Source organism: Shewanella sp. A32 (assembly GCF_029167175.1).
In the GTDB taxonomy this organism is placed as follows: Bacteria; Pseudomonadota; Gammaproteobacteria; order Enterobacterales; family Shewanellaceae; genus Shewanella; species Shewanella yunxiaonensis.
Genome location: NZ_JARFTS010000002.1, coordinates 180652 through 194063 on the forward strand (window position 1 = coordinate 180652; position 13412 = coordinate 194063).

13 protein-coding genes are annotated in these 13412 nt (G+C 50.6%); 5 read left to right on the top strand and 8 right to left on the bottom strand.

What is annotated here, in order from left to right:
* Window positions 1–128: 128 nt before the first annotated feature.
* The 3 genes from gluQRS to sfsA form a co-directional block, all read right to left on the bottom strand.
* Window positions 129–1007, bottom strand: a complete 879-nt coding sequence (gluQRS, locus tag PY479_RS02770; RefSeq protein WP_275482865.1) for a tRNA glutamyl-Q(34) synthetase GluQRS — start codon at window positions 1005–1007, stop codon at window positions 129–131.
* Window positions 1008–1070: 63 nt separating this feature from the next.
* Window positions 1071–1514 carry an RNA polymerase-binding protein DksA gene (dksA, locus tag PY479_RS02775; RefSeq protein WP_212595557.1) on the bottom strand — a complete coding sequence of 148 codons (444 nt, stop codon included), beginning with the start codon at window positions 1512–1514 and terminating at the stop codon, window positions 1071–1073.
* A gap of 167 nt (window positions 1515–1681) precedes the next feature.
* Complete coding sequence (gene sfsA, locus PY479_RS02780; protein ID WP_275482809.1) at window positions 1682–2386, bottom strand: DNA/RNA nuclease SfsA; 705 nt, start codon at window positions 2384–2386, stop codon at window positions 1682–1684.
* A 161-nt stretch (window positions 2387–2547) separates the two neighbouring features.
* Here sfsA and pepB point away from each other — a divergent pair, with 161 nt between their 5' ends.
* Together pepB and PY479_RS02790 are read left to right on the top strand one after the other, a co-directional pair.
* Window positions 2548–3825: an aminopeptidase PepB gene (gene pepB / locus PY479_RS02785; RefSeq protein WP_275482810.1), complete on the top strand. Its 1278-nt coding sequence runs from the start codon at window positions 2548–2550 to the stop codon at window positions 3823–3825.
* A 74-nt stretch (window positions 3826–3899) separates the two neighbouring features.
* Window positions 3900–4361, top strand: a complete 462-nt coding sequence (locus tag PY479_RS02790; RefSeq protein ID WP_275482811.1) for a GNAT family N-acetyltransferase — start codon at window positions 3900–3902, stop codon at window positions 4359–4361.
* A gap of 9 nt (window positions 4362–4370) precedes the next feature.
* On the opposite strand, the gene thpR is transcribed toward PY479_RS02790, so the two are convergent.
* On the bottom strand, window positions 4371–4901 hold the full coding sequence (gene thpR, locus PY479_RS02795; RefSeq protein ID WP_275482812.1) for an RNA 2',3'-cyclic phosphodiesterase: 531 nt from the start codon (window positions 4899–4901) through the stop codon (window positions 4371–4373).
* Between the two features lie 131 nt (window positions 4902–5032).
* On the opposite strand from thpR, the gene hrpB reads away from it, so the two are divergent.
* Together hrpB and mrcB are read left to right on the top strand one after the other, a co-directional pair.
* Window positions 5033–7570 (top strand): ATP-dependent helicase HrpB, encoded by a 2538-nt coding sequence (hrpB, locus tag PY479_RS02800; protein ID WP_275482813.1) that lies wholly within the window; start codon window positions 5033–5035, stop codon window positions 7568–7570.
* Between the two features lie 12 nt (window positions 7571–7582).
* Entirely contained in the window at window positions 7583–9907 is a 2325-nt protein-coding gene (gene mrcB, locus PY479_RS02805; protein WP_275482814.1) for a penicillin-binding protein 1B, read from the top strand.
* A gap of 60 nt (window positions 9908–9967) precedes the next feature.
* Here mrcB and PY479_RS02810 read toward each other — a convergent pair whose 3' ends face one another.
* The 3 genes from PY479_RS02810 to nfsB form a co-directional block, all read right to left on the bottom strand.
* Complete coding sequence (locus PY479_RS02810) at window positions 9968–10675, bottom strand: DsbA family protein (RefSeq protein WP_212595564.1); 708 nt, start codon at window positions 10673–10675, stop codon at window positions 9968–9970.
* 130 nt (window positions 10676–10805) lie between these two features.
* On the bottom strand, window positions 10806–11447 hold the full coding sequence (locus PY479_RS02815) for a DNA-J related domain-containing protein (RefSeq protein WP_275482815.1): 642 nt from the start codon (window positions 11445–11447) through the stop codon (window positions 10806–10808).
* Window positions 11448–11563: 116 nt separating this feature from the next.
* Window positions 11564–12217, bottom strand: coding sequence for an oxygen-insensitive NAD(P)H nitroreductase (nfsB, locus tag PY479_RS02820; RefSeq protein ID WP_275482816.1), 654 nt, complete (start codon window positions 12215–12217; stop codon window positions 11564–11566).
* A 307-nt stretch (window positions 12218–12524) separates the two neighbouring features.
* On the opposite strand from nfsB, the gene PY479_RS02825 reads away from it, so the two are divergent.
* Window positions 12525–13091 carry a phosphoribosyltransferase family protein gene (locus PY479_RS02825; protein WP_212595567.1) on the top strand — a complete coding sequence of 189 codons (567 nt, stop codon included), beginning with the start codon at window positions 12525–12527 and terminating at the stop codon, window positions 13089–13091.
* A 62-nt stretch (window positions 13092–13153) separates the two neighbouring features.
* On the opposite strand, the gene PY479_RS02830 is transcribed toward PY479_RS02825, so the two are convergent.
* On the bottom strand, window positions 13154–13363 hold the full coding sequence (locus tag PY479_RS02830; RefSeq protein ID WP_275482817.1) for a hypothetical protein: 210 nt from the start codon (window positions 13361–13363) through the stop codon (window positions 13154–13156).
* Window positions 13364–13412 lie beyond the last annotated feature (49 nt).

A 13412-nucleotide genomic window follows, 5' to 3' on the forward strand; every position in this document is an offset into this window, starting at 1 on the left:
CCTTCGTCAAACAACTGCTTACAGAACTGTGTGATACGGCGAAAAATAGGACACCTCTGAAATCTGATCACAAAGTTTGGGAATAAAACTGGCGGCTATGATATACCAATTAGCGGGGGATGAGTATATCAGCGGCCAATGAGGATCTCGGTTTGTCTCGGGATCCGACTTAAATCAAGCTGACTGACGGCTTGTGCCAGCATTTTGGTGGGGTCATCTGCAATTACTGCAGGTTGCCCGAGAAATAACAGCGCTTGCTGCAATGCAACATGTGGATGGCGTTTATCCAATGCTTGTGCGTGATTTTGCTTGGACAGCTTAAATCCCTGTTTTAAGCACGCTAATGGCAGATGCATAAACTGTGGTAATGGCAATCCGAGTTGGCAGTAGAGGCTGAGCTGCCGACAGCTGGCCTCCAATAGATCGGCGCCGCGCACAATTTCGGTTACGCCCTGATAGGCGTCATCCAGTACGACGGCGAGCTGGTAGGCGTATAAACCATCGCTGCGCTGAATCGCAAAATCTTCACTCGCAAAGGCGCCGTCTACTTGTACATTTCCTAACAGCAGATCGTCAAAGCGAGCTATCTTTTGTTGGTTATAAAGACGGACTGCGCCTTCGCCGAGTTTGCGATTGCGGCAGCGGCCATCATAGATACCGTGCATCTCTTCCTGAATTTGCTTACGGCTACATTGGCAAAAATAGGCATCACCCTTAGCTAACAATTGATCAATACACTGTTGATAAGCATTAAAGCGCTGACTCTGGTACAACACTTTGTCATCCCAGTGCAGACCATATAGTTCCAAGGTTCGACGGATGTCGTCAGCTGCCCCTTCAACCTCTCGTGGGGGATCGATATCTTCAATGCGCAGCAACCATTTGCCATTACACGCGCGGGCACGCAGATAGCTACCGAGTGCGGCAATCAGAGAACCAAAATGCAGGGGACCGGATGGGGATGGCGCGAAACGCCCGACGTAGGCCGGTCTGGTGGTGATATTCATATCGTGACCAACGGCAACATCAACGCGGGGCAAAAGTGAACCCCGCGCTATTTGAAGCAGAAATTAACCTGCCATCTGTTTTTCTTTAATTTCAGCGAGCGTCTTACAGTCGATACACAGATCAGCGGTAGGACGGGCTTCCAGACGACGGATACCAATCTCTACACCACAGGATTCACAAAAACCGAAATCATCGTCTTCGATTTTTTTCAGTGTTTTTTCAATCTTTTTGATCAGCTTACGTTCACGGTCACGAGCACGCAGTTCCAAACTGAACTCTTCTTCCTGGGCGGCACGGTCTACCGGATCAGGAAAGTTAGCTGCTTCGTCCTGCATGTGCGTTACGGTACGATCAACTTCGTGACGCAACTGTTTACGCCAGGCTTCCAGAATGGCTTTAAAGTGCGCCAACTGTTTAGGGTTCATGTACTCCTCACCAGGTTGTTCCTGATAAGGACTCAGACCAGCGATAGCGAGTACACCAAGTGTTTTAGTGCCTTCAGGCATAACGCATCTCCTGTTTCAATTTGCGTCATAGGGCGTTTTTGAGAACGGCCGCTATCTATAGCAGAATCTTTTTACCTAGGCAAACATTTCCAAAAATCGGTGATCATATATTTGAATATGTCTGCTAATTTCCATTTGAGCAAACTTTTACGTTATTTTTCCCGCTTTTAATCCAGAAACGGTAACTGCCTTTCTACACAAAACTCCTGCGAGCTCAGGGAAGTAGCGTACACTAGCACTTCAACACCCAAAGTCTGTGCCTGAGCAAGCAAGTCCGCATAATCCGGGTCAATATGCCGTGCTGCGGTGACTTTTTTGATGCCTGTATGCTGGACGAGGAACAGTAGCACTCCCCGATACCCTTTTTCTACTACTGACATCAATTCTCTTACATGTTTTTGACCCCGAACGGTGACTGCGTCTGGAAAATAACCACAATCGCCTTCCAGCAGTGTCGTATTTTTAACTTCGACATAGCAGTCTGGCTTTTCACCATCACTGAGAAAAATGTCAATTCGACTATTTTCCTCGCCATAAGGGACTTCTCGACGCAGACAAGCATAGCCCTGTAGTTCACTGATAACACCGCTGCGGATCCCTTCCTCTGCCAGCTCATTCGCTCTGCCGGTATTGACACCTATCAGCTGCCCATCCGGGTTCTGTATCAATTCCCAGGTGCCAGGATATTTGCGTTTGGGATTTGCTGATAATGAGTACCAAACAGAGCCCCCGGGAAACTGGCAGTTTTTCATCGAGCCGGTATTGGGACAGTGCAGCGTTATCTGTTGTCCATCAGGCAACTGCACATCGGCTAAAAAACGTTTGTAACGTTTTACAAGTGTAGCCTGTTGTAGTGGCGGGCTGAACTTCATAACCTCACCTTATTACCGCTGAAAATGAAAACGCCACAGCCTAGCAGGCTTTACGGTTTCTCACAAATATCTGTGCTGCGACAACTTTAGCCCTCTGGCCTGATGCTATACACTGATAGCAATAAGCACTGTTAGGTGCTGGTTGTTAACAAGGATATATCATGGATCAAGTAATGAAGGTGGTACTGACTGATCAGGCCGCCGCAGCCGTTTGGGGAAAGGCTGATTTGAGTTTTGCTGGCGATGGCGCACTCATCCACCGGTCAGAAGATATGCCGTTACGCAGTGTGCAGAAGGCTGCCCGCAAGTTGCGTAATCAGGGCGTGAGCAACGTACAACTGGAAGGCCCGTTATGGGATGTGAATAGCCAATGGGCATTTCATCAGGGGTTTGTGACTGCCAAGGGCGGACATACTATTGCTTGGACGGGGGATGAAGCCCAGCAGCAGGAACTGGCGCTGCGTGCCAGCTGCAGTAATTACGCGCGACAGTTAATTAATGAAACACCTGAAAACCTCTCACCGGTAAAACTCGCGCTGGCGGCCGCAGCATGGTTGCAGCAGCTAGGTGGCGCGCGCATTAACTATCGTATTACCGAAGGCGAAGAGCTGCTGGCACAGCAATGGGCCGGTATTTATGCCGTTGGCCGTGGTAGCGAACGAGCGCCAGCACTGTTGGAATTGGACTACAATCCAGCTGGTCCAGATGCACCGGTGGCGGTGGCATTGGTCGGCAAGGGCATTACGTTTGATTCCGGTGGTTACAGCCTGAAAAGTTCTCAGGGTATGCTCGGCATGAAAGCTGATATGGGGGGCGCTGCCACCGTAACCGCCGCCTTGGGATTAGCCATTCAACGCGGCCTGAACAAACGGGTTAAACTGTATCTATGCTGTGCTGAAAACCTCGTAAGTGGTCATGCCTATAAACTCGGGGATATTATTACCTACAAAAATGGCACTACGGTTGAAGTGGTGAACACTGATGCGGAAGGTCGCTTGGTGCTGGCTGATGGTTTGCAGGCGGCTACTGAAGCTAAAGCTGGGCTTATCATTGATGCTGCCACACTGACCGGTGCCGCGGTAATGGCGGTCAGCAGCAACTACAATGCAATCTTTTCGCCGCAGAAAGCGGTATTGCAGCTGGCGGCAGAAAAGGCTGAAAGTGTCGCTGAACATGTATGGCCACTGCCATTAGATCCTTGGCACAAAGAGATGTGTCCGTCCGCGTATGCTGATACTGCCAATAGCCGCCCGGTAAAAGGTGGTGGCGCCGGTGGTGCATCGAATGCCGCAGCCTTTTTGTGGCGCTTTGTCGGAAAGGATATTCCATGGTTACACATCGACCTTGCCGCAGCATTTGAAGATGATGCCGGTTCTTTGTGGGCAGCCGGCGCAACTACTCATGGCATGCTCACCATCGCCGAGATGTTGATGGACTAAGTAAGCCCAACACAAGAATGGGCCGCCTAAATGGCGGCCTTTCTGATCATATGAATGGCAACGGGAGTTAATGGATGCCGATCCGTGCAGCAAAAGTACATGATGCTGAAGCTTTGTGGGAGTTGCGTAATCAAGCAATTCTGGCAGGCTGCCGAGGATATTACCCCGCCGCGGTGTTATCGCGCTGGACTGATGGTGCAATGCCCCAAGGGTTTGCACAGATGGTGGCTGGCGAATTTTATCTGCTGCAGCAGCAACAAGAGATTGTAGCGTGCGGTATGCTGGACGTGACAAACCATAAAGTTGAAGCGCTGTTTGTCAAACCCGATACCATGGGCAAAGGTTATGGTCGACAGATGCTGAACCATCTGGAACAACAGGCGTTTGCGCTAAATATACGCAAATTAGTACTGGAGTCCTCGCTGAACGCTGTGATCTTTTACCAACGCTGTGGCTGGCGGCCACTGGGTCATGCTCGCTACCACTCTCCGAAAGGAATTACGCTGGATTGCATGCGGATGGAGAAAAGGCTGTAACAGCGTCGTTCAAATAAGTGGCCAACGCTGTAAGATCCGGTACTCGACGCCCGTGGTGGTACTGACAGAGTGATAGAGATTTAAGGTCGTCGGCGACAGCTGTAGTGCATCAGGTACAACAGGATGCTGTAAACGTTTCGCTTTTCTCAATAAGGTAATATGTGGTCGGTAACTGTGTTCTTTGGGCGCTAGCCCCAGCGTTTCTGACAAATCGGCTGCGGCATTGGCCAGCGTTATCAGGGGGGCCTCGGCGTTACCGGTTAAACATAAAATTTTCGGTTTGGGCCAGAGTTGTAGTTGTGAAAGCGCAACACTAAATCGCTTTAACGGCAATTTAGGCACTTCAAGCAATAACTGTTGTTTGACTGGTGCCGTTGTCTGGCCGAGGAACACCAGTGTCATATGTAAGTTGTCGGCAGCGACCTGCCGTGCACCATGACATACGGCTAAGCACGTTTGCTGTAAGGTAATTAACTGCTGCAGTTGTTGGCGTTCAATAGCAAATCCTAAAAATAACCGTTGTGGTGCTGCTGTGGTCAAAACGCGTTCCTTTATTGTTGAGCTCTTAGGCTAATGATAACGCCTGTCGTATTTGCTGCCAGCTCCGGTTAGCCAGCGACGGCGAAACTGGGTAAACTGTCAGCCAATTTTTTATTGCCAGTTAAGATCATTTGGACGCGCTACCTATTCAACGTCTGTTACCGCAAGTGCGGCAGGCATTGATCTCAAGCAATCAGCTTATTATTGAAGCCCCAACCGGTGCCGGTAAATCTACGGCGTTGCCGTTTGCCATGCTTGATTGGCCAGAAATTAATGGCCGAATTTTGATGCTGGAGCCGCGCCGGGTTGCCGCCCGCAGTATCGCGGCTTATCTGGCGCGTAATCGCCAGCAATCGCTTGGTCAAGATATCGGTTTTCGCGTCCGTGGTGACACGCGTGTTGGCAGCAACACCAAGCTGGAGATCATTACTGAAGGCATTTTGACGCGGATGATCCAGCAGGACCCCACGCTTGAGGGGGTCGCGGTAGTGATCTTTGATGAAATCCATGAACGGCATCTCACTACCGATCTTGGTCTAGCACTGGCGCTGGAAGTGCAGGCTTCACTCCGGGACGACCTCAAAATAGTGGCGATGTCCGCCACCCTGCAAGGGCTGGATTTTACCAAGTTAATGCCACAGGCGATGCACCTTTGCAGTGACGGGCGGAGTTTCCCTGTCAGCATAAGCTATAGTGCTCCACCGACAAATCTGCGCGATAGCAACACTATGCCCTCTTGGCTCAGTCATATGGGCAAGGTCATTCTTGCGATGTTCAATGACGCCGCAGCATTGGGTGTCAGTGAGCCACAGCAGCGCGGTTCGTTGTTGGCCTTTTTACCGGGACGAGCCGAAATTTTGAAATTACAGGATTATCTCGCGTCCAGACTGCCACAAGATGTCACCCTTCACCCGCTTTACGGTGAGTTACCGGCAGAATTGCAGGATGCGGCGATTGCGCCGCCAACGCGAGGACAACGCAAGCTGGTGTTATCGACCAACGTGGCGGAATCGAGTCTCACCATCGAAGGGATCACTATGGTGGTCGATAGTGGCTATCGTCGGCAAGCGAGTTTCAATCCGCGTACCGGTGTGACCCGCCTTGGACTGAAGCGTATCAGTCAGGCATCAGCGCAGCAGCGCGCTGGTCGTGCCGGTCGTCTCAGCGCTGGCTTTTGTTTGCGGTTATGGCCACAGGAAGAACAAGGGCGTTTGGCTGCGGCCGATGATCCGGAAATTCTTAGCGGAGACTTGCTTCCGGTAGTGCTGGAAGCTGCAAACTGGGGCGTGAAATCTTTAGCCGAATTACCGTTGTTGACCCAGCCAAATCCCGGTAATGAAGCTGTTGCCTGGGAATTATTAGCCGCACTGGAGTTGGTCGATGAAACGCATAAGCTGACGGCACATGGCCGGGCAGCGTATCAATTTGGCGCGTCACCACGGCTGGCACACATGATGGTAAAAGCCCAGTTAATGACACGTGGCAGTGATGACCAACAGTTATTGGGCTTGGCCTGTTTATTGGCCGCATTACTAGCGGGGCGCGCCAGCGGTGGCACGGGTTGTGATGTATTGGATAAGCTACCATCACTGCTTCGCGGACCAGACAATCATCAGGTCAAGCAATGGCTAACTCGCTGTCAGCTACGCGAGTCTCCGGCGCATTACCTCAAGGCTGCCAACAATTATGATGTCGCGTTATTGCTGGCACTGGCTTATCCCGACAGAATCGCCAGAGCTCGTGGTCAGGCAGGGTTTTTACTGGCGAATGGCACCGGGGTAACGGTGGACAGTCAGGATGCACTCGCCAGTGCCGAGTGGTTGGTCGTCGCCGATTTTCAGGAACAAGAGGGACGCAGCAGCGGACGGGCATATCTTGCCGCGATGTTGCCGCCAGCGCTGCTAACAACGGAACTGGCGTTTTTGTGCCATTGGCAAGAAGAAGCCGGCTGGGATGATGCTAAAGCCCGTTTTTCTGCGGAGCGGCAATTACGGCTCGGCAAATTAATTTTGAAACGTGAAGCATTACCCAAAGTTGATAAGCAACTAAAAAGGCAGGCATTGCTGACTGTGATCCGCCAGCGGGGGCTGAATTTGCTGAATCTCGACGATCGGGTGAGACAGTTACAGTTCAGGTTAACCCTTGCACAATCTGAAGATCCAACGCTGTTCCCGGATTGCAGTGACAGCGCGCTATTAGATTCGTTAGAAGTGTGGTTAGGACCGTATCTTGATGACATCTCACAACTTAAGCAGTTGGCGGAGTTGGATATTTATGGGTTACTGTTGAACCGATTATCCTGGTCTGCCCGGCAGCAGCTAGAGGAATGGTTGCCAGGACATTGGCCGATGGCAACCGGTACCCATGCACCAATTCGCTATGATGATAGCGGTCGTGCGTTGCTGAGTGTGCGTTTACAGGAAGCGCTAGGGATGTCAGACAGTCCAAAACTGCTTAAGGGGAAACTGTCCGTGACCATGGAGTTATTATCTCCGGCACAACGACCGCTGGCATTGACCGCTGATCTCGCCAGTTTCTGGCGTGGTCCGTATGAAGCGGTCAAAAAAGAGATGCGGGGTCGTTATCCTAAGCATTTATGGCCAGACGATCCGGCAAATACCCTGCCGACGAAGTACACCAAGAAAAGAATGGGGACTATGTCGTCCTGATGTGGAATTATCATGACAACTGCGAAAAATAACCGAAAGCCCACTAACAAAAAGCCCGCCAAAAAGGCGGCTGCCAGCGGTAACTCTAGCTTTTGGGGCGGATTGTGGTCCGTAGGCTGGAAACTAGCATTGGTCACTACCGCGGTGCTGGCGGTTTATTGTATCTACCTGGATCAGATCATCGCCCGCAAATTTGAAGGGCAGAAATGGTATCTGCCGGCGCAGATTTTCAGCCGTTCGATGGCGTTATACCCCGGTGCGCCGGTCAGTCACGGACAGTTCATCGATGAACTGAAACTGCTGGGTTATCGTAAAGTGGCAAATCCCAGGCAGATCGGCGAGTTTTCAGCGTCATCCAGCCGCGTGGAATTGTGGCGTCGACCGTTTTTACACCCTGAAGGTCAGCAACCGGCACAGCAGGTGATGGTGAGCTTCGATGTTAATGGGGTGGCGTCAGTTGAGCGCCTGAGCGATCATCGGCAATTGGCGGTGTTTCATCTGGAGCCGGTATTACTCGATCGGATTGTGACCGGTGATGGCGAAGATCGGTTGTTTGTCCCGACGAAGGAGATCCCTGAAACCGTGGTGGAAGGCTTGATCCTGACCGAAGATCGCAGTTTTTACGAACACTATGGCATTAATCCGCTGGCAATTGTGCGGGCGGCGATGGTGAACCTCAGCGCCGGGCGCACCGTGCAGGGGGGCTCAACGTTGACCCAGCAGTTGGCCAAGAATTTCTTTCTTTCCAGTGAACGCTCGCTGATCCGCAAGATCCGTGAAGCCCTGATGGCCGTGATCATTGATGCGCGCTACAGCAAACAGGAAATCCTCGAAGCCTATCTGAATGAAGTTTACATGGGGCAGGACCATAACCGGGCAATTCACGGCATGGGGTTGGCCTCCCAATTTTATTTTGGCCGACCGATCGGCGAGCTGACCGTCGCACAACAGGCGCTATTAGTGGCAGAGATTAAAGGTCCGTCTTATTACAACCCTTGGCGTTATCCGCAGCGGGCTCAGGAACGGCGCGATCTGGTGCTGCGACTGATGATGGAAGGCAACAAAATTAATGTGGATCAATACAAGGTGGCAGTGTCATCCCCGCTGGGGCTGCGTAATGCGGCGCGGCCTGTGCATCAGAAACTGCCGGCCTTTTTTGCACGAGTAAAGCAGGAGCTGCGTGACCGTTACGGTGATGCATTACTGAAGCAGTCCGGGATTAAGGTATATACCACGCTCGATCCGTTAGCGCAGGAAGCTGCTGAAAAAGCGGTGAGTGCGACCCTCAAATCTCTCGATAGTAAAAACAGTGGCCTACAGGCGGGTATGGTGGTAACTGAACGTTACACCTATGGCATAGCCGCGATGGTGGGGGACCGTAATCCGGGTTATGACGGTTATGATCGGGCGGAAGAGATCCGTCGTCCAATCGGTTCATTGGTGAAACCGTTTGTCTATGCTACCGCACTGGCGCAGGGCACAAAATATAACCTGTTTACCCCGTTAAAAGATGAACCCATTACCCTGAAAAACGAACAGGGGCAGACCTGGTCACCCAAAAATGATGATCGACAATTTAGCGGACAAGTGCCGTTACTGACAGCGCTGACCAACTCAATGAACGTGCCGACGGTGAACCTCGGGATGGCAATAGGTCTGGATGCCATCGCAACGACGCTGCGGCAATCGGGGTGGCGTGAGTCAGTGCCTGCTTATCCATCAATGTTGTTGGGTGCCGTCAACGGTTCTCCGTTAATGGTGGCGCAGATTTATCAGACATTGGCGAACAATGGTCATTATCGGCAGTTAAATGCGGTTACCGCAGTGCTAGATAAAGACAATCAGCCTTTACAAGTCAGTTACTTACCCCAGAGCGAAGCAATTGACCCCGCGGTGAATTATCTGGTGCAGTATGCCTTAACCCAAGTTGTCCAGTCCGGCACGGCAGCTAAACTCGGTGCGGCATTCCCGGGGGTGACGCTCGCAGGTAAAACCGGCACCAGTAACGACCAACGTGATTCCTGGTTTGCTGGATTTGATGAACGTAACGTGGCCGCAATCTGGGTTGGCCGTGACGACAATGGTAAAACCGGGCTTTATGGCAGCAGCGGTGCGATGGCGATCTATCGTAATTTCCTGAATGAGCGTGCGCCACTGTCGCTGCGGTTACCGCCGGTAAACGGTGTGGTGCAAGGATATTTTGATCGCGATACCGGGATTGCTAGGCAACGGGATTGCCGCGCCGTGGTGGCGGCACCGGCATTGGCTGACAGTTATCATCCGGCAGATAATTGCGGTGATTCTTCGCCGTGGTGGAAACGTATGTTCGGTGGCTGAACCGCCTTTTTACGGATAACAAAAGGGCCACACTGGTGGCCCGTTTTACCTCATTGCTCGCTACACCCGGCGGCGAGTGATGGCAGCTAATCCGGCAAAGGCTAGAAACAGCCAGCCGACACTACCACCTGATTTTTCTTTATCTTTTTCAGTTGCCAGGTAATTGATGATGTCGACCAGATCCTTAATGCTGTGCATTTCTGAAAGGTTGATCATGTATTTATCATTAACGATAAAGGTCGGCACACTGTCGATACGAAAATCGTTCTGCTGCTGACGCCATAACTTGATAGTGTCATTCACTGCGCTGCTGTCAGCGGTTGCATCGTATTTAGCTGCATCAACACCGGCTTTGGCAAATACCGCTTTAATATCGTCACGGCTGTTAACGGTTGATTTGAATTGCTCGCCAGGTGTAGGTCCTTGGATGGCTTTAAACATTTCAGGTAATAACTGACTTTCCAGTCCCAGTTGTTCCATCACCGCCAACGATTTCATCACCTCAGTCCCGAGTGCACTATTCATAAAATCGACATGCTTACTTTCAAAGGTAACGCCGGGCTTAAGGTTAGCTTTAATGAATGGCAAATATTTTTGCGACATGTGGTAGCAGTGAGGGCAGTAAAAGGAGAAAAATTCACTTACCTTGGGGGTGGCACTGCCTTTATCGGCAACTTGAGTGTAATGTTTGCCTTCAATAAAATCCGCTGCCTGAGCGGAGAGGGATGCCACGGAAATTACCACGGCGGCCAGAATGGGCTTGAGCAAAATAAACTCCTTAATTCTCAGTTAGATCGTCAGAACAGCTGGTGCCGAGCTTAGATGGGCACACTTAATTATCACTTAATTTAGCTACGGGGTGAGCAAGCGGCAACGTGAGATGTGACGCGGCGCAGCCTTAGCTACCTCGCAACACCTGCCATGCTTCGCAAACTTCCCGGAACTTGGCCGCATCACCGTCCGGGCGGTCTGGATGCCAACGTAGCGCCAATTTACGCCACTGCCGACGAATATCTCGTTCGCTGGCATCGCGGTTGAGATCCATTATCTGCAACGCTTCAAGGTAAGCCAAGCGTTCAGGTACTGCACCGATGTATTGTTGATAAGAGTGCCAGAATGAGGCGAGCATTTCTTTGACAACGTTGGCACAAGTGTCGTAATTGCGCCAATCCTGATAGTAATCGCGCAGCGACTGATCGTGTAACTGCAACAATTTGGCATCTGCAGGTACGAGACGAAACAGTTTTATCTCCATTGACTGCACTTGTAGCCACTGTTGTGGCAGCAGCATGTCCTGCAATTCATACAGGGCATTCATCAGCAGGAAATTGCGTTTGAACAGATCCTTTTCCGGATTTTCATCCAGTTGGCTCAGTAACCCACGTTGCTGTAATTCCGCGGCGAGATGATGTATTTTCCAGCTCTGCACTGACGTTCGAAGCAAACTCATCAAAGGCCAAATCAACGGGTTGTCCTCTTGATGGCGAGACATGCCCAGAGCATCATCAGTTTGGGTGATAGCGGGCTTGGCTAACAGCATAGCGTCATTCTTCCTCGACTGGCGATAAACCTACTATGCCACAGCGCAAGGGCGTCGCAAGTTAAAAATGACCGGGAAATGGCAGGGAACAACCGGATGTTGTTCCCTGCAAAAGCTTAAATTTCGTCGATGGTTTCGCTTTGTGGCAGGCGTGATTTGGGCAGCTTGGCATTGAAATCAGTAGCGTCACTGTACCCCAGCGCAACGATAACACTGGCGGTAAAGCCCTTGTCTCGTAACCCCAACACACTATTCAAGGTGGTAGCGTCAAAACCTTCAATGGGCGTCGCCCCAATCTCCAGCACACTGGCACCCATCAATAAGGTCCCTAATGCCAGATAGGTTTGTTTCTCCATCCAATGTTGCAGATCTTTTGCTTCATAACGATGCATATTAACGAAGAACTTGCGTCCATTTTGTAGTGCCTGTTTGGCGGCATCGTCAGGAATTCGGCCATCGAGTTGTTCCTGCGCAACGAGGTGCTCTAAATATTCATCAGAGATATAGTTGCGGGTGCATAACACTACAACATGTGATGCGTTGAGGATCTTCGGTGTATTAAACGCATAGTTGGCGGTAGCTTCGGCAATTTTTGCTTTGCCTTCAGCTGTTGCGGCGATGACAAAATGCCATGGCTGAGAGTTCACCGATGACGGCGCATACTGCAACAGGGTTTTTAGCTGATCAATTTTTTCTTCGGGGATCTTTTTAGTCGGATCCAGCGCCTTGCTGGTGTAGCGACGCTTAACAATAGTTGCTAAATCAGTCATGTTACTTTCCTGCATTACACTTAATATCGATTTGGCATTTTACGACGTTGTGATGGTTTTACAATGTCGGACGTCGCCGCCCGCTAGCATGGATGCCACCAGCCGACTTTTTGCCACATCTTTTGCTGAAATTCACAAAAGTATCGGGATAAAGCAAAGCAGCAATCGCTAAATTGGTATAAAATGCGCGCCCAAAACCGGAGGCCATTTTTCACATGCATGCTGATGCTAGTCTCACTAGCGAAGCTTATCAGGCAACAAGTGGAAATGGCAGGTTATTGGTAAGTTACTTGATGGGGTCGTTGCAATGATCGAAAAACGCTATATCACCGCACAGGAATTGTTGGAAGATTCTTTCCGTCTGGCGGCTCAGGTATATGACAGTGGTTTCCGCCCGCAGTTTATCGTCGGGATCTGGCGTGGCGGCGCTCCCATTGGTATCGCGGTTCAGGAATATTTTGATTTTAAAAAGGTTGATACTGACCATATCGCAGTACGTACGTCATCTTACTATGGCATTGGTAACGACAAGCAGAGCAAAGAGATCAAAGTGCATGGTTTGCATTACATTATGGAGAATGCTAATGCCGATGATCGTCTGCTCATTGTGGATGACGTGTTTGACTCCGGTCGTAGCGTCTTTGCACTGAAAGAGAAGCTGTCGCAGATGATGCGATTAAATATGCCGCGGGATATCCGTATTGCTTGCCCTTATTACAAGCCTAAAAACACCATGGTACCGATGAAGCCGGATTACTATATCCATTCCTCCGATGAGTGGCTGGTATTCCCGCATGAAGTCTCTGGTTTGACACCGGAAGAACTCAGCGAAGGCAAAAGTGACCTGCACAACATTCGCGAACTATTTTTATAATTCGCTGCAGTAAGCCAAAAAAACAGGGCACCATAGTGGTGCCCTTGTTGTTACTGGCTCAGTTAGAGGTCACGGAATTTTTGTTTCAGCGCCTCATCTTTGTCGACGACAATCGCTTCCAGGGTAATGACCCGCTGTTTCAAATCTGCCACTTCTTGTTGTAGGGCTTCCAATTGCCGTGAATCCTGCTGTTGGCGCCCGTTATAATCCTTCACCAGATTGACAACGAAATATCCGATAACAACCATGGCAATCAATGAAATTAAGCTCATTCCGGCCTCCTTACGCCAGTCCAAGCGTTTACAAGGCCGCTACTGGCGC